This is a genomic window from Micromonospora sp. RTBAU3-60 (assembly GCF_054963695.1).
This window is the reverse complement of the sequence record NZ_JBUEGB010000027.1, coordinates 51,808-68,650: the sequence shown is the minus strand read 5'-3', so window position 1 is coordinate 68,650 and position 16,843 is coordinate 51,808. Positions and strand designations below refer to the sequence as shown.

Annotated in this window: 14 protein-coding genes; all 14 read right to left on the bottom strand. The window is 73.8% G+C overall.

From position 1 onward, the window contains the following. Nucleotides 1-46: 46 nt before the first annotated feature. On the bottom strand, nt 47-2,083 hold the full coding sequence (locus tag ACY34I_RS24245) for a primosomal protein N' (RefSeq protein ID WP_462757336.1): 2,037 nt from the start codon (nt 2,081-2,083) through the stop codon (nt 47-49). A gap of 59 nt (nt 2,084-2,142) precedes the next feature. Next, nucleotides 2,143-3,348, bottom strand: a complete 1,206-nt coding sequence (gene metK, locus ACY34I_RS24240) for a methionine adenosyltransferase (protein ID WP_148799135.1) — start codon at nt 3,346-3,348, stop codon at nt 2,143-2,145. 85 nt (nt 3,349-3,433) lie between these two features. Then, nucleotides 3,434-4,642 (bottom strand): bifunctional phosphopantothenoylcysteine decarboxylase/phosphopantothenate--cysteine ligase CoaBC, encoded by a 1,209-nt coding sequence (coaBC, locus tag ACY34I_RS24235; protein ID WP_462757335.1) that lies wholly within the window; start codon nt 4,640-4,642, stop codon nt 3,434-3,436. 15 nt (nt 4,643-4,657) lie between these two features. After that, nucleotides 4,658-4,924, bottom strand: a complete 267-nt coding sequence (gene rpoZ, locus ACY34I_RS24230; protein WP_091341624.1) for a DNA-directed RNA polymerase subunit omega — start codon at nt 4,922-4,924, stop codon at nt 4,658-4,660. Between the two features lie 45 nt (nt 4,925-4,969). Beyond that, complete coding sequence (locus ACY34I_RS24225) at nt 4,970-5,503, bottom strand: nucleoside/nucleotide kinase family protein (RefSeq protein ID WP_462757334.1); 534 nt, start codon at nt 5,501-5,503, stop codon at nt 4,970-4,972. 24 nt (nt 5,504-5,527) lie between these two features. Continuing rightward, entirely contained in the window at nt 5,528-5,845 is a 318-nt protein-coding gene (mihF, locus tag ACY34I_RS24220; protein ID WP_046564635.1) for an integration host factor, actinobacterial type, read from the bottom strand. A 179-nt stretch (nt 5,846-6,024) separates the two neighbouring features. After that, nucleotides 6,025-6,861 (bottom strand): orotidine-5'-phosphate decarboxylase, encoded by an 837-nt coding sequence (pyrF, locus tag ACY34I_RS24215; protein WP_148799129.1) that lies wholly within the window; start codon nt 6,859-6,861, stop codon nt 6,025-6,027. Nucleotides 6,862-6,937: 76 nt separating this feature from the next. Continuing rightward, the gene (locus tag ACY34I_RS24210) at nt 6,938-8,212 is read right to left on the bottom strand and encodes an adenosylmethionine--8-amino-7-oxononanoate transaminase (RefSeq protein ID WP_462757333.1); all 1,275 of its coding nucleotides are present in this window, start codon (nt 8,210-8,212) and stop codon (nt 6,938-6,940) included. Nucleotides 8,213-8,336: 124 nt separating this feature from the next. After that, entirely contained in the window at nt 8,337-9,356 is a 1,020-nt protein-coding gene (locus ACY34I_RS24205; protein WP_462757332.1) for a quinone-dependent dihydroorotate dehydrogenase, read from the bottom strand. A gap of 102 nt (nt 9,357-9,458) precedes the next feature. Beyond that, nucleotides 9,459-12,806, bottom strand: coding sequence for a carbamoyl-phosphate synthase large subunit (gene carB, locus ACY34I_RS24200; RefSeq protein ID WP_462757331.1), 3,348 nt, complete (start codon nt 12,804-12,806; stop codon nt 9,459-9,461). After that, nucleotides 12,799-13,944 (bottom strand): glutamine-hydrolyzing carbamoyl-phosphate synthase small subunit, encoded by a 1,146-nt coding sequence (gene carA, locus ACY34I_RS24195; RefSeq protein WP_462757330.1) that lies wholly within the window; start codon nt 13,942-13,944, stop codon nt 12,799-12,801. Before carA ends, carB begins: the two co-directional genes overlap by 8 nt. Beyond that, nucleotides 13,945-15,222, bottom strand: coding sequence for a dihydroorotase (locus ACY34I_RS24190; RefSeq protein ID WP_462757329.1), 1,278 nt, complete (start codon nt 15,220-15,222; stop codon nt 13,945-13,947). Next, a complete protein-coding gene (locus ACY34I_RS24185; protein ID WP_148800246.1) occupies nt 15,219-16,145 on the bottom strand; it encodes an aspartate carbamoyltransferase catalytic subunit in 927 nt (308 codons plus the stop codon). The genes ACY34I_RS24190 and ACY34I_RS24185 overlap by 4 nt, the downstream gene beginning before the upstream one ends. After that, nucleotides 16,142-16,726 (bottom strand): bifunctional pyr operon transcriptional regulator/uracil phosphoribosyltransferase PyrR, encoded by a 585-nt coding sequence (gene pyrR, locus ACY34I_RS24180; protein WP_462757328.1) that lies wholly within the window; start codon nt 16,724-16,726, stop codon nt 16,142-16,144. The genes ACY34I_RS24185 and pyrR overlap by 4 nt, the downstream gene beginning before the upstream one ends. Between the last annotated feature and the right edge of the window lie 117 nt (nt 16,727-16,843).

The following is a 16,843-nucleotide window of genomic DNA, read 5'->3' as shown; positions in this document are numbered from 1 at the left end:
ACCGCCGGCGACGAATCCGGTGCGCGACGTCACCCGGCGGCCGGGGTCAGAAGAGGCTGAGCGGGTCGACCTGGAGGCGGACCGGATCGACCGCCTTGCGGGCGCTGCGTTGCCCGGCCGCCGCGTGCAGCGCCTCGGCCAGCGCGGCGGCCCGGGCCCGGGGCACCCGGACCAGCATCCGCTCCCGCCCCTCGTCGGCGGGGACCGGGCCGAGCACCTCCGCCCCGTCCGGCAGCCGGGCCCCGGCGAGCAGGTCCGCCACCGCCTCCGCCGCGCCGGTGACGCTGGCCATCCGTACCGCCGGCGGGAAACCCAGCTCACGGCGCTCGGCCAGTTCCCGGGCGGCGAACCAGGCCGCGTCCCAGCGCAGCAGCGCCTGCACCGGCGCCAGGGCGCCGTCGGCGACCACCACCACCCGGCCCCCCGCCGCGCCCGGCCGGGCCAGGGCGGCCGCGGCCTGCCAGCGGCGCAGCGCCTCCTCCCCGGCCCGCAGGTCGGCCCGGGTGAGCAGGGCCCACGAGTCGAGCAGCAGCACCGCCCCGTAGCCGCCCTCGGCGACCGGCTCCGCGCCGGGCGTGGCGATCACCAGGCCGGCCCCGCCCGGCACCGTGCTCAGCACCTCCTCCCGCCCCGAGGTGCGGACCGGCACCCCCGGGAAAGCACGCCCCAACTCCTCGGCGGTCCGCCGGGCGCCGGTGACCGCGGCGCGCAGCCGCCGTCCACCGCACTCCGGGCAGGCGTACGCGGCGGCGACCCGGCCGCACCAGCGGCAGGCGGGCACCCCGTCGGCGGCCGGCAACGCCAGCGGGCCGGCGCAGTGCGCGCAGCGGGCCGGCGTACGGCAGTCGGCGCAGGCGACCGAGGGCAGATAGCCCCGGCGGGGCACCTGCACCAGCACCGGAAGGTCGGCGCGGAGCGCGTCCCGGGCGGTGGTCCAGGCCAGGCTGGGCAGCCGGGCGGAGGCCGCGCCGGGGTCCCGGGCCAGCTGCGGGTCGTCCCCGGCCGGCGCGATCGCCGGCATCCGGGCCCGTACGGTCGCCCGGTCGGCCACCACCTCGCGGGCCCACCCGGTCTCCACCAGCAGCTGGGCCTCGGCCGTGCGTGCGTACCCGCCGACCAGCGCGGCCGCGCCGGCGAGCTGGGCCCGGGTGAGCAGCACCTCCCGGGCGTGCGGGTAGGGCGCCCGTGGCTCGGCGTGCAGGTCGTCGCCGTCGTCCCAGATCGCCACCAGGCCGAGCCGGTGGGCCGGGGCGAACATCGCCGCCCGGGTGCCGATCACCACGGGCACGTCGCCCCGCAGGGCGGCCAGGAAGGCCCGGTAGCGCCGGGCCGGGCCGAGCGCGGCGGAGAGGCAGACGTGCCGCCCCGGCCCGAGCAAGCCGGTCAGGGCGGCGTCGAGGCGGTCCAGGTCCCGGGCGTCGGCCACCACGACCACCGCGCCCCGGCCGCCGGCCACGGTGGCGGCGACCGCGTCGGCGTAGCGGGCCGCCCAGTCCTCCCCGGGCAGCGCGGACCAGACCGCGCGCGGCGCCCGCCCGTCGGCGAGCGCCCGCAGGAGGGCCGGCCCGGCCGGGTAGTCCCGCCACCCGCGCGGGTCCACCGCGCCCGGCGCCTGGTCCCCCACGGAAGCCGGTGCGTGGTCAACGCCGGGAGCCGGCGCGGCGGGCCCGCCGGGAGCCGGCGCGACATCCCCGGCGGGAGCCGGCGCGGCAGACCCATCGGCGGCAGGCGCGGCAGACCCGTCGGCGGCGGGCTCGGCGGCGGTGACGTCCTTCTCCACCCGCGCGTGCCGGGGTGGCACGGCGAGCCGGAGCACGTCGGCGAGGCTGCCCGCGTACCGGTCGGCGACCACGCGGGCCAGTCGGGCCACCTCCGGCGCCAGCACCGGCACCGGGGAGACCACCTTCTCCAGGTACGCCAGCCGGGGGTGGTCGGACTCCGCCACCCGCTCCAGCAGCCAACCGTCGACGAGCTGGCCGGCGAAGCGCACCTTCACCCGCACTCCGGGGAGCGCCTGGGCGTCCAGCTCGGCGGGGACCAGGTAGTCGAAGGGCCGGTCGAGGTGGGCCAGGGGCAGGTCCACGCAGACGCGAGCGACCGGCGACCCGTCGGCGGGTCGCCGGTCGCTGCGCCTGGTCGCGGTCAGGCTCCCGCAGCCGACTTGAGGTCGGCGGCCCGGTCGGTACCCTCCCAGGTCAGGTCCGGCAGCTCCCGGCCGAAGTGGCCGTACGCGGCGGTCTGCTGGTAGATCGGGCGGAGCAGGTTGAGGTCCCGGATGATCGCGGCCGGGCGCAGGTCGAACACCTCGGCGACGGCCTTCTCGATCGAGGCGACCGGCACGGTCTCGGTGCCGAAGGTCTCGATGAAGAGGCTGACCGGGTGCGCCTTGCCGATCGCGTACGCGACCTGCGCCTCGCAGCGCTCGGCGAGGCCGGCGGCCACCACGTTCTTGGCCACCCAGCGCATCGCGTACGCGGCCGAGCGGTCCACCTTGGACGGGTCCTTGCCGGAGAAGGCGCCGCCACCGTGCCGGGCGTAGCCGCCGTAGGTGTCGACGATGATCTTGCGGCCGGTGAGGCCGGCGTCGCCCATCGGGCCACCGATCTCGAAGCGCCCGGTCGGGTTGACCAGCAGCCGGTAGCCCTCGGTGTCCAGGCCGAGGCCCTCCAGCTCGGGCGTGATCACGTGATCCCGGACGTCCGGGGTGAGCAGCGAGTCGAGCGAGATGTCCGCCGCGTGCTGGCTGGAGACCACGACGGTGTCGAGCCGGACGGGGCGCAGCCCGTCGTACTCGATGGTCACCTGGGTCTTGCCGTCCGGCCGCAGGTACGGGATGGTGCCGTCCTTGCGCACGGCGGCGAGGCGGCGGGCGAGCCGGTGGGCGAGCGCGATCGGCAGCGGCATCAGCTCGGGCGTCTCCGAGCAGGCGAAGCCGAACATCATGCCCTGGTCGCCGGCGCCCTGCGCGTCGAGCGCGCTCTCCGACGAGCCGGTACGCAGCTCGAACGCGTTGTCCACGCCCTGCGCGATGTCCGGCGACTGGGCGCCGATGGAGACGCTGACGCCGCAGGAGGCGCCGTCGAAGCCCTTCTTCGACGAGTCGTACCCGATCCCCAGGATGGTGTCCCGGACGATGGTCGGGATGTCCGCGTACGCCTTGGTGGTCACCTCACCGGCGACGTGGACCTGACCCGTGGTGATCAGGGTCTCGACCGCGACCCGGCTGTGCGGGTCCTGGGCGAGCAGCGCGTCGAGAATGCCGTCACTGATCTGGTCGGCGATCTTGTCCGGGTGGCCTTCCGTGACCGATTCGGACGTGAAGAGACGTGTCACGGCACTCCTAAGCATGTGAAAACTCTTTGAAAAGGTCGCTCGGCGGCAGTTTAGTCACCGTCCTCCCAGGGTGACCCAAGGAATGCACGGTGACCAATCGTCAGGATTGCTCAATCAGCCGGGCGACCACGAGGTCCCAGACCGCGTCGGCCAGGTCCTCCTTGGGTTGCTCGGGCAGCCGGTGCACCGCACCGTCCGACCCGATCACCGTGGCGGCGTTGGTCTCGGCGCCGAAGACCTTGTCCACGCCCACCTCGTTGATGACGATCAGGTCGGCCCGCTTGCGGGCGAGCTTGGCCCGACCGTTGGCCTCGGCGTCGCCGGTCTCGGCGGCGAAGACGACGAGCACCTGCTCCGGCCGGCGGCGCCGGCCCAGCTCCGCCGCGATGTCGGGGTTGGTGACCAGCTCGATGGTGGGCGCGCTGCCGTCGTCCGCCTTCTTGATCTTTCCGGGCGCGTACGTCGCCGGCCGGAAGTCGGCGGGGGCCGCCGCCATCACCACGGCGTCCGCGTCCGCGGCCGCCTCGAGGGTCGCCTTGCGCAGTTCCTCGGTGGTGCCGACCCGGACCAGGTCCGCGCCGGCCGGGTCGGCGAGCGCGACGTTGGCGGAGACCAGGGTGACCCGGGCGCCCCGGGCGACGGCGGCGCGGGCGAACGCGTACCCCTGCTTGCCGGAGGAGCGGTTGCCGAGGAAGCGGACCGGGTCGAGCGGCTCGCGGGTGCCGCCGGCGGTGACCACCACGTGCCGGCCGGCCAGGTCGGCCGGCGCGGCGACGCCCCGGGCGAGGGCCCGCCGGGCGACCGCGAAGATCTCCGCCGGGTCGGGCAGCCGGCCCTTGCCGGTGTCCTTGCCGGTGAGCCGGCCGACCGCCGGCTCGATCACCCGCACGCCCCGCGACCGCAGGGTCGCCACGTTGGCGACGGTGGCCGGGTGCTCCCACATCTCGGTGTGCATGGCCGGGGCGAGCACCACCGGGCAGCGGGCGGTCAGCAGGGTGTTGGTGAGCAGGTCGTCGGCGAGGCCGTGGGCGGCCTTGGCGAGCAGGTCGGCGGTCGCGGGAGCCACCACGACCAGGTCGGCGTGCTGGCCGAGGCGCACGTGCGGCACCTCGTGTACGTCCGACCAGACGTCGTCGGCGACGGGCTGGCCGGAGAGCGCGGCCCAGGTCGGCGCACCGACGAACCGGAGCGCCGACGCGGTCGGCACGACGCGGACCCGGTGACCCGACTCGGTGAAGAGCCGGAGCAGCTCACAGGCCTTGTAGGCGGCGATGCCGCCGCCGACCCCGAGGACGATCTCGGCGGACATCGACGCGGACGGGTATTACGGCTGGTCGGTCGGCTCGGCGGTGAGCAGACCCGCGTTGATCTCGCGCATGGCGATGGAGAGCGGCTTCTCCTGGGGGGTGGTCTCCACGAGCGGGCCGACGTACTCCAGCAGGCCCTCACCGAGCTGGCTGTAGTAGGCGTTGACCTGGCGCGCGCGCTTGGCGGCGAAGATCACCAGCGCGTACTTCGAGTCCGTCTTCTCGAGGAGCTCGTCGATCGGCGGGTTGGTGATGCCCTCGGGGTTGGTGGCGATGGATCCCACGAATAAACCTCTGCGTCTTGTGCACCGCCCGGAGGCGGTGGCCTCTCAACCGCTCAGGCGCGGTCGGGCCGGAGCCAGGAAGGAAGAACCGAGCAAGCCTACCAGCTCCTCCGCCGCACGCTCGGTCCGGTCGTGCCGCACGGCGTGTGTGAAGGCGGCCGCGACGGCCGGGTCCGGCCGGTGCCCGGGCGGGGCGAGAAGCACCAGCTGCGGGTCCGGGACGGCGGCCCGGACGGCGAGCGCGCCGGGCAGGTCCAGCGGGAGCAGCACCGGCCGACCCTCGGCGAGCCGGGACCGGACGGGCTCGCGTGGCACGCCCCGCCGGTACGGCCCCATCCGGCTCCACTCCAGCAGCCCGTCGGCGGCGATCAGCCGGTCGAACCCGGCCGGGTCGAGGAAGAGCCGGTCGATGCCGTCCACCTCGCCGGGGCACGGCGGTCGGGTGGTGGCGACCACCGGCACCCACACCAACGGAAAGCGCGCCCGGACCTGCTCGACGACACTGCGCCGGCCGGCCCCTGAAGGGCCGGCCAGGACAGTGAGCCGAGCCGCCGGGCGCGCCTCGTCATCCGTGCTCACCGCTTGTTTCTACACGGCGGGCGGTCAGTTCGCGGCGAACTCTCCAAGCAGAGCCTTGCGCTGCTGCTCGCCCAGGCCGCGCAGGCGGCGGCTGTCGGCGATCTTGAGCTTCTCCATGATCTGGGTGGCCCGGATCTTGCCGATGCCCGGCATCGCCTGGAGGACGGCCGACACCTTCAGCTTGCCGACGACGTCGTCAGACTCGGCCTGCTCGAGGACGGTGGCAAGGCTGGTCTTGCCCTGCTTGAGGTCCTCCTTCAGCTTGGCACGGGCCTTGCGGATCTCCGCGGCCTTCTCCAGCGCGGCAGCGCGCTGCTCGGGGGTCAGTGACGGGAGCGGCACCAGTTCTCCTCAGGTCCCTAGCGCGACGGGCGGAGCGCACCGTCGCTTCTGTGAAACGTGGTGTCGCTGGCAACCAAAGGGGTCCGTGGTTCCCAGCGCGGGGAAAACTAGCGGTCAACGGAGTTTTCGGCAACGTGGGCGCGCGAAGATCAACGTAAAGTGACCGAGCCGTCAGTCAGTCACGAGGTGGCCAGCGCCGTCCGGCACTGCGCCAGCACCCGCTCGGCGGCGGCTCGCAGGGCGGCCACGTCGGGCCCGGCGTGCAGCACCTCGCGGGAGTACGACGGCAGCACCGAGGGCAGGCTGGAGCCGAAGACGGTGCGCAGGTCGGCCGCGGTGGCGCCCTGCGCGCCGAGCCCCGGGGCGAGCAGCGGACCGTGCACGGCGGAGAGGTCGTGGCCGGTCTCGCCGATCGTCGCGCCGACCACCAGCCCGAGGCTGCCGAGCGGCTCGGCACCCCGGTTGAGCTGGGAAATCTCGTCGATCACGGTCTGCGCCACGGTCCGCCCGTCGGCCCCCACGGCCCGCTGCACGGCGGCGCCCTCGGGGTTCGAGGTGAGCGCCAGGACGAAGACGCCGCCACCGTGCGCGGCGGCCAGTTCGAACATCGGCGCGAGCGAACCTACTCCCAGGTAGGGGCTCGCCGTCACCGCGTCGACATACATCGGGCTGGATGGATCGAGGTACGCCGCGGCGTACGCGCTGACCGTCGAACCGATGTCGCCACGCTTGACGTCGAGGAGAACGAGCGCGCCGGCTTCACGCAACTGTCGGATAGTTGACTCAAGGACCGCGATTCCTCGCGACCCGAAGCGCTCGAAGAAGGCCGACTGCGGCTTGACGACCGCCACCCGGTCACCGATCGCCTCCACCACCGTCCGGCTGAACCGGTCGAGGCCCTCGACGTCGTCAGACAGCCCCCAGCGGGCCAACAGCCCGGGATGGGGGTCGATACCCACGCAGAGCGGTCCCCGCTCCGCCACGGCCCGGTACAGGCGGGCGCCGAAGGTCTCCATCGCGTCTCTTCCTCTCCGTCGCGCGGCGTCGCGCCGCGGCATGCCTGGGTCATCCTGTCGCCGCCGGTGGGCCGGCTCAGCCCGCCTTGACCGCCGCCTCGACACCGGCCGCGATCCGCGCCACGTCCGCGTCGTCGGTGACGTACGGCGGCATGGTGTAGACGAGGTCCCGGAACGGGCGCAGCCACACGCCCTGCGCCGCCGCGGCGGCGGTCGCCCGGGGGATGTCCACCTCGTGGTCGAGCTGGACCACGCCGATCGCGCCGAGCACCCGGACGTCGGCCACGCCCGGTGCGTCGCGCAGCGGCGCCAGGCCGGCCCGCAGCCCCGCGGAGATCCTCGCCACCTGCCCGGCCCAGTCCCCGGCCGCCAGCAGGCCCAGGGAGGCGTTGGCGACCGCACAGGCGAGCGGGTTGCCCATGAACGTCGGACCGTGCGCCAACACCCCGTCGGCCGAGATGCCGCGGGCCACCTCGGGCGTGCAGAGCGCGGCGGCCAGGGTGAGGTAGCCGCCGGTGAGCGCCTTGCCGACGCAGAGCACATCCGGGGCGACCCCGGCGTGCTCGGCGGCGAACATCGTCCCGGTCCGGCCGAAGCCGGTGGCGATCTCGTCGAAGACCAGCAGGATGCCGTGCGCCCGGGTCACCTCGCGCAGCACCCGCAGGTAGTGCGGGTGGTGGAACCGCATCCCGCCGGCGCCCTGGACCACCGGCTCCACGATCACCGCGGCGAGTTCGTCGGCGTGCCGTTCCACGGCGTCGACCAGGGCCGCCTCGTACGCCGGGTCCGGCGGGGTGTCGAAGCCGCCCGGCGGCACCGGCGCGAACACCTGCCGGGGCAGCACGTCCCCCCAGAGGTGGTGCATGCCGCCCTCCGGGTCGCAGACGCTCATCGGGTGGAACGTGTCGCCGTGGTAGCCGCCCCGCCAGGTGCCCAGCCGGCGGCGCTGCGGCCGCCCGGTGGCCCGCTGCCACTGGAGGCACATCTTCACCGCCACCTCGACGCTGACCGAGCCGGAGTCGGCCAGGAAGACGTGCTCCAGGCCGTCCGGGGCCAGCTCGACCAGGGTCCGCGCGAGGCGTACCGCGGGCTCGTGGGTGAGGCCGCCGAACATCACGTGGCTCATCCGGCCGAGCTGGTCGGTGACCGCGGCGTCCAGCACCGGGTGCCGGTAACCGTGGATCGCGGCCCACCAGGACGACATCCCGTCCACCAGCTCCCGCCCGTCGGCCAGCCGCAGCCGTACGCCCTGGGCGCTCTCCACCAGGTAGGGCGGGCTGGCCGGCGGCAGCGCGGCGTACGGGTGCCAGACGTGCCGGCGGTCGGCGGCGAGGATCTCCTCGGGCGTCATCGGCTCTCCTTCGTCTCCTCGCGGCCGGGCCGCGTACCGGGCCAGGCGGATTCCGCCCGGCCCTCGCCTCACCGGTGGCCGGCGGGCACGGGCGCCCGCCCGACGGTCTGGTTCTCCGCCGACGTCATGGGGCTGCCGGTGCTGCCCTGGCGACCGACCGGACCAGGGCCGGACCCCGGTAGATGAAGCCGGTGTAGAGCTGGACCAGGCTCGCGCCGGCGTCGAACATCCGGGTGGCGTCGTCCGGGTCGAGGATGCCGCCGACGCCGATCACCGGCAGTCGGCCGCCGGTCTCCCTGTGCACGAAGGCGACCACCTCCCGGGCCCGCCCGGCCAGCGGACGGCCGGATAGGCCACCGGTCTCCGCGCCCCGCGCCCGGTCGACCGGGGCGAGCCCGTCGCGGGCGAGGGTCGTGTTGGTGGCGATCACCCCGGCCGCGCCCCGGTCGAGGCAGACTTCCAGCAGCTCGGCGATGGCCGGCTCGGTCAGGTCGGGGGCGATCTTCACGAGCACCGGTTTCTCCCCCGCCAGGGCCGCCAGCAGCGCGTCCAGGTGGGACCGGTCCTGAAGGGACCGCAGGCCCGGGGTGTTCGGCGAGGACACGTTGACCGCGAAGTAGTCGCCGTGCCCCTGCAGCGCCCGGTAGGACGCCAGGTAGTCCTCGACGGCCTCGTCCAGTGGGGTCACCTTGGACTTCCCGAGCGAGATCCCCAGTGGTACGCCGATCGGGCGCGGCAGCGCCGCCAGCCGGGCCGCGAGGGCCTCGGCGCCGGCGTTGTTGAAGCCCATCCGGTTGACCACCGCCTCGCTGTCCCGCAGCCGGAACAGCCGGGGCCGGGGGTTGCCCGGCTGGGCGTGCGCGGTGACCGTGCCGACCTCGACGAAGCCGAAGCCGAGCGCCGGCCAGGCCGGCAGCGCGACGCCGTTCTTGTCCATTCCGGCCGCCAGCCCGACCGGGTTCGGGAAGTCCACCCCGAACACGGTGCGCGGCGCGGACCGGAGGTATCGCGCCCGCAGCGCCGCCAGCACGGCCGGCCGCCGGGACACCGAGGCCAGCCGGTCCAACGTCCACTCGTGCGCCCGCTCGGCGTCCCCACCCCCGATTCGGAACAACCGCGGCCGCACCACCCGCTCAAAGATCACGCCCGACCTCCCCGCCCGGGTCCCCGTCGATCATGAGGCTGACGGCGATGTCGATCTCCTCGACCGCCGCCAACCTCATGATCAACGCGGGGGTGCCGGCGGTCACTCCCCGGCCCGCAGGGCGGCGTGGAGTTCCTGGAGGGGGCGGACGCGCATGTCGCCACGGATCCTCGCCTCGATGCCCATGACGGCGGCAGCCGCGCCGGGGACGGTGGTGATGCAGGGGATGTCCGCGGTCACCGCGGCGCTGCGGATCTCGTACCCGTCGGAGCGGGCGCTCGCGCCCGAGCCCTGCGGGGTGTTCACCACCAGGGCCACGTCGCCGCCGAGGATGAGCGACACGGCGTCCTCGCCCTCGCCGGCCTCGTAGTGCTTGCGGATCTGCTCGCAGGCGATCCCGTGCCGGCGCAGCACCTCGGCGGTGCCGGTGGTGGCGACGATCTCGAAGCCCAGGTCGGCCAGGCGCTTGATCGGGAAGATCATGCCGCGCTTGTCCCGGTTCGCCACCGAGACGAAGATCTTGCCCGCGGTCGGCAACGACCCGTACGCGGCCGCCTGCGACTTGGCGAAGGCCTGGCCGAAGCCGGTGTCGATGCCCATCACCTCGCCGGTGGACTTCATCTCCGGGCCGAGCAGCACGTCGATCCCCTTGCCGGCCGGCGTGCGGAACCGCTTGAACGGCAGCACCGCCTCCTTGACCGCGATCGGGGCGTCGGCCGGCATCGTGCCGCCATCCCCGGTGGGCGGCAGCATCCCCTCGGCGCGCAGCTCGGCGATGGTGGCGCCGAGCGCGATCCGGGCCGCCGCCTTGGCCAGCGGCACGGCGGTCGCCTTGGAGACGAACGGGACCGTCCGGGACGCCCGCGGGTTCGCCTCCAGCACGTAGAGCATGTCGCCCTGCAGGGCGTACTGGACGTTCAGCAGGCCGCGCACGCCGACCCCGCGGGCGATCGCCTCGGTGTAGCGGCGTACCTGGGCCAGGTGGGAGCCGGCCAGGGTGATCGGCGGCAGCGCGCAGGACGAGTCGCCGGAGTGGATGCCGGCCTCCTCGATGTGCTCCATCACGCCGCCCAGGTAGACCTCGCCGTCGGCGTCGCAGAGCGCGTCCACGTCGATCTCGATGGCGTCGTCGAGGAAGCGGTCCACCAGCACCGGGTGGTCGGGCGAGATGTCGGTGGCCCGGCCGATGTAGTCGCGCAGGGTGGCATCGTCGTAGACGATCTCCATGCCCCGCCCGCCGAGCACGTACGACGGGCGGACCAGCACCGGGTAGCCGATCTCGTCGGCGATCGCCTTCGCCTCGTCGTACGAGGTGGCCGTGCCGTGCGCCGGAGCGCGCAGCCCGGCCCGGGCCAGCACCAGCCCGAACGCGCCCCGCTCCTCGGCGAGGTGGATCGACTCCGGGGAGGTGCCGACCACCGGCACCCCGGCCTGCTTGAGCCGCCGGGCCAGCCCGAGCGGGGTCTGCCCGCCGAGCTGCACGATCACCCCGACGACGCCCGGGCCGCCGGCCGCCTTGCCGGAGGAGTCCTCGGCGTGCCAGACCTCCAGCACGTCCTCGAAGGTCAGCGGCTCGAAGTAGAGCCGGTCCGCGGTGTCGTAGTCGGTGGAGACGGTCTCCGGGTTGCAGTTGACCATCACCGTCTCGTAGCCCACCTCCCGCAGGGCCATGACGGCGTGCACGCAGGAGTAGTCGAACTCGATGCCCTGCCCAATCCGGTTCGGCCCGGAGCCCAGGATGATCACCTTGGGCCGGTCCGAGGGCGCGACCTCGGTCTCCTGGTCGTACGTCGAGTAGTGGTAGGGCGTGGTCGCCTCGAACTCGGCGGCGCAGGTGTCCACCGTCTTGTAGACCGGGCGTACGCGCAGCCGGTGGCGCAGCGCGCGGACGCCGTCCTCGCCGGCCAGCTCGGGGCGGAGCGCGGCGAGCTGCCGGTCGGACAGGCCGGCCCGCTTGGCCCGGCGCAGCAGGTCGCCGTCGAGCACCGGGGCGTCGACGAGCTCGGCACGCAGCTCGACCAGCGCCGCGACCTGGTCCAGGAACCACGGGTCCATCCCGCCGGACGCCTCGGCGACCTCCGCGATCGAGGCACCGAGCCGCAGCGCCCGCTCCACCGTGTAGAGCCGGCCGTCGTGCGGCATACGCAGCGCGGCGAGGGTGTTCTCCCGGGTGGCGCCGGCCGGGTCCGGCCGGGTCCAGAATCCGCCGCCCTTGGTCTCCATCGAGCGCATCGCCTTGTTCAGCGCCTCGGTGAAGTTGCGGCCCAGGCTCATCGCCTCGCCCACCGACTTCATGGTGGTGGTCAGCTCCGGGTCCGCGCCGGGGAACTTCTCGAACGCGAACCGGGGGATCTTCACCACCACGTAGTCCAGGGTCGGCTCGAACGCCGCCGGGGTCTTCAGGGTGATGTCGTTGGGGATCTCGTCCAGGGTGTAGCCGATGGCCAGCTTCGCGGCGATCTTGGCGATCGGGAAGCCGGTGGCCTTCGAGGCCAGCGCCGAGGAGCGGGACACCCGGGGGTTCATCTCGATCACGACGATGCGGCCGTCCGCCGGGTTCACCGCGAACTGGATGTTGCAGCCGCCGGTGTCCACCCCGACCTCGCGCAGCACCGCGATGCCGAGGTCGCGCAGCCGCTGGTACTCCCGGTCGGTCAGGGTCATCGCCGGGGCGACGGTGACGCTGTCGCCGGTGTGCACGCCCATCGGGTCGAGGTTCTCGATCGAGCAGACCACCACCACGTTGTCGTGCCGGTCGCGCATCAGTTCGAGCTCGTACTCCTTCCAGCCGAGCACGCTCTCCTCGATGAGCACCTCGTGCACCGGGCTGGCGGCCAGCCCGGCGCCGGCGATCCGCTCGAGGTCCTCGTCGGTGTGCGCCATGCCGGAGCCGAGGCCGCCCATCGTGAACGACGGCCGGATCACCACGGGCAGGCCCAGCTCGCCGACGGTCTCGCGGACCTCGTCCATCGAGTGGCAGACCCGGGAGCGGGGCACCAGCGACGACGGGTCGTCCAGGCCGAGGCGTACGCCGGCCTTGGCCACGATGTCCTTGAACAGCTGCCGGTCCTCGCCCCGGTTGATGGCGTCGATGTTGGCGCCGATCAGCTCCACGCCGTACTTCTCCAGGACACCGGCCTCGTGCAGGGCGACGGCGGTGTTCAGCGCGGTCTGCCCGCCCAGGGTGGGCAGCAGCGCGTCGGGGCGCTCCTTGGCGATGACCAGCTCGACGAACTCCGGGGTGATCGGTTCGACGTACGTGGCGTCGGCGAACTCCGGGTCCGTCATGATCGTCGCCGGGTTCGAGTTGACCAGGCTGACCCGGATCCCCTCGCTGCGCAGCACCCGGCAGGCCTGGGTGCCGGAGTAGTCGAACTCGCAGGCCTGCCCGATCACGATCGGCCCGGAGCCGATCACCAGGACGTGCTTGAGGTCGGTCCGCTTAGGCATTCTTTCCGCCTTCGATGAGCTCGGCGAAGCGGTCGAAGAGGTAGTCCGCGTCGTGCGGGCCGGCCGCCGCCTCCGGGTGGTACTGGACGGTGAAGGCGGGCACGTCCTTGGCCCGCAGCCCCTCGACCACGTTGTCGTTGAGGCAGACGTGCGACACCTGGACGCCGCCGAACGCGGTGTCGATCACCTGGTCGGGCACGACCGCGCCGTGCGCCGCGCCCGGGACCTCGACCGCGAAGCCGTGGTTGTGGCTGGTCACCTCGACCTTGCCGGTGACCCGGTCGAGCACCGGCTGGTTGATGCCGCGGTGCCCGTAGCCAAGCTTGTAGGTGCCGAAGCCGAGCGCCCGACCGAGGATCTGGCTGCCGAAGCAGATGCCGAAGAGCGGGATCCGCCGGGTCAGCACCTCCCGGGCCAGCGCGACCGGACCGTCGGCGGTGGCCGGGTCGCCCGGACCCGGCGAGAAGAAGACGGCGTCCGCCCCGGTGGCGAGCAGGTCCTCGATGCTCGCGGTGGCGGGCAGTACGTGGGTGGTCACCCCGCGGGCCGCCAGCCGGCGCGGCACGTTGCGCTTGATGCCCAGGTCCAGCGCGGCGACGGTGAACCGGTGCGGGCCCTGCGCCTCGACCACGTACGGCTTGGCGGTGGTCACCTCGGCGGAGAGGTCCGCGCCGACCATCTGCGGCGACCGGCGCACCCGGTCGAGGAGGCCGTCCGCGTCGTCGTCGACGCTGGAGATGCCCACCCGCATGGCGCCCCGCTCGCGCAGGTGCCGGGTGAGCGCGCGGGTGTCCACGCCGCTGATGCCGACCACGCCCTCGGCGGCGAGCCGGTCCTCCAGCCCGCCGGTGGCGCGCCAGTTGGAGCCGATCCGGGCCGGGTCACGCACCACGTACCCGGCGACCCAGATCCGGCCGGACTCGTCGTCCTCGCCGTTGACGCCGGTGTTGCCGATGTGCGGCGCGGTCTGCACCACCACCTGCCGGTGGTACGAGGGGTCGGTCAGGGTCTCCTGGTAGCCGGTCATGCCGGTGTTGAAGACCGCCTCGCCGAAGGTCTCCCCGACGCTGCCGTACGCCTCGCCGTGGAAAGTGCGCCCGTCCTCTAGGACGAGGATCGCGCTTCTGCGCTTCGCCATTTACTTGACAGCCTTTCCGTCCAGGACCGTCGGCTCGCCGCGCAGGAAGGTCGCCACGATGCGACCCGGCAGCGTCATGCGGGCGTACGGGGTGTTGCGACTGCGACTGGCCAGTTCCGCCGGTTCGATGACGCGGCGGGCGGCCGGGTCGACCAGGGTCAGGTTGGCCGGCACGCCGGGGGCGGGGTCGAGGCCGTGCCCGTCCAGCCCGGCGATCCGGGCCGGGGCGCGGGACATCCGCTCGGCGATCAGGTCCCACTGCGGCCCGAACACGTCGAGCGCGATCGACAGCGCCGTCTCCAGGCCGAGCATGCCCGGCCGGGCGTACGCCCACTCGCACTCCTTGTCCTCCACGGCGTGCGGGGCGTGGTCGGTGGCGATGATGTCGATCACGCCCTCGGCCAGCGCGGCCCGCAGCGCGGCGACGTCGGCCGCGGTCCGCAGGGGCGGGTTGACCTTGTAGACCGGGTCGTAGCTGGTCGCCTTCTCGTCGGTGAGCAGCAGGTGGTGCGGGGTCACCTCGGCGGTCACCTTCACCCCGCGCGCCTTGGCGTGCCGCAGCACCTCCACGCTGCCGGCGGTGGAGACGTGGCAGATGTGCAGCCGGCTGCCGACGTGCTCGGCCAGCAGCAGGTCCCGGGCGATGATCGCCTCCTCGGCGACCGCCGGCCAGCCGGTCAGCCCGAGCCGGGTGGAGACCTCGCCCTCGTGCATCTGCGCACCCTCGGTGAGCCGGGGCTCCTCGGCGTGTTGGGCGATCACCCCGTCGAACGCCTTGACGTACTCCAGGGCCCGGCGCATCAGCATCGGGTCGGCGACGCAGTGTCCGTCGTCGGAGAAGATCCGCACCCGGGCCGCCGAGTCGGCCATCGCGCCCAGCTCGGCCAGGCGCTCGCCGGCCAGACCGACGGTGACCGCGCCGATCGGCTGCACGTCGACCAGCCCGGCCTCGCGGCCGAGCCGCCAGACCTGCTCGACCACGCCCGCGGTGTCGGCGACCGGCGAGGTGTTGGCCATCGCGCAGACCGCGGTGTAGCCGCCGAGCGCCGCCGCCCGGGAGCCGGACTCGACGGTCTCGGCGTCCTCCCGGCCGGGCTCGCGCAGGTGGGTGTGCAGGTCGACCAGGCCGGGCAGGGCGACCAGGCCGGTGGCGTCGACCACCGTGGCGTCCGGCGCGGTCAGCCCCGCGCCGGTCTCCGCCACGACGCCGTCGCGGATCAGCAGGTCGGTCGGCGCGGCGCCGACCACGCTCACGTTCCGGATCAGGTACGCGGTCACCGGTTGTTCCCTCCGAGCAGCAGGTAGAGGACGGCCATCCGCACGGAGACCCCGTTGGCGACCTGTTCGACGATGGTGGAGCGGGGTGAGTCGGCGACCTCGGGCGTGATCTCCATGCCCCGGTTCATCGGGCCGGGGTGCATGACGATCGCGTGCTCGGGCAGCCGGCGCAGGCGCGGCCCGTCGAGCCCGTAACGGCGGGCGTACTCGCGGGCCGAGGGGAAGTAGGAGTCGTTCATCCGCTCCCGCTGCACCCGCAGCATCATCACCACGTCCACACCGGGTAGAACGGCGTCGAGGTCGTACGAGACGTCGGTGCCGGGAGCGAGCGCCTGGGCGATGTCCACCGGGATGAGGGTGGGCGGGCCGACCAGGGTGATCTTGGCGCCGAGGGTGGAGAGCAGCAGCACGTTGGACCGGGCCACCCGGGAGTGCAGCACGTCGCCGACGATCGCCACGTGCAGGCCGGCCAGCCGGCCCAGCCGGGAGCGCATCGTGTACGCGTCGAGCAACGCCTGGGTGGGGTGCTCGTGGGTGCCGTCGCCGGCGTTGACCACCGAGCCGTCCACCCAGTTGGCCAGCCGGTGCGGGGCGCCGGAGGCCGGGTGCCGGACGACCACCGCGTCGGCGCCCATGGCCTGGAGGGTGAGCGCGGTGTCCTTCAGGCTCTCGCCCTTGGCGACGCTGGAACCCTTCGCGGAAAAATTGATCACGTCGGCGCTGAGCCGCTTGGCCGCCGCCTCGAACGAGATCCGGGTCCGGGTGGAGTCCTCGTAGAAGAGGTTCACCACGGTGCGGCCGCGCAGCGCGGGCAGCTTCTTGACCTCGCGGCCGGCGACCGTGGCCATCTCGGCCGCGGTGTCGAGGATCTGGGTGGCGGTGGCCGCGTCCAGGTCGGCGCCGGAGAGCAGGTGCCTGATCATGCGGGCGTACCCCCGTAGAGCTTGACCTCGTCGCCGCCGTCGGTCTCGGCGAGGGTGACCTTGACGCTCTCGGCGAGCGCGGTCGGGATGTTCTTGCCGACGTAGTCGGCGCGGATCGGCAGCTGCCGGTGGCCGCGGTCGACCAGGACGGCGAGCTGCACGGAGGCCGGGCGGCCGACATCGCTGAGCGCATCGAGGGCGGCCCGCACGGTACGGCCGGAGAAGAGCACGTCGTCGACGAGGATCACCCGCTTGCCGTCGATCCCGCCGGCGGGCAGGTCGGTCGGGCCGACCGCGCGGGTGGCATGCCGGCGCAGGTCGTCGCGGTAGAGCGTGATGTCGAGCACGCCGACCGGGACGGTCACGTCCTCGAAGGTGCTGATCCGGGCGGCGAGGCGCCCGGCGAGCGGGACTCCGCGGGTGGGGATGCCGAGCAGCACGGTGTCGGCGGCGCCCTGGGTCTTCTCCAGGATCTGGTGGGCGATGCGGTCGACCACCCGCGACACGTCGGCTGCGGTGAGGATCACCTTCACCGAGGGTTGTCGCGGCGGTGACGTGCGGGCAGCCGGTGGGTAGGCCACGGCGGACCTCCTTCCCCGCCTCACGGGACGGGTCGTTAAAGGATGTCTGGTCTTTCCGGCGGGCCGCGCGCGGCCGGACCGGGGCTTCATGCCACGTTACCAGCGGTCACCGGCCCG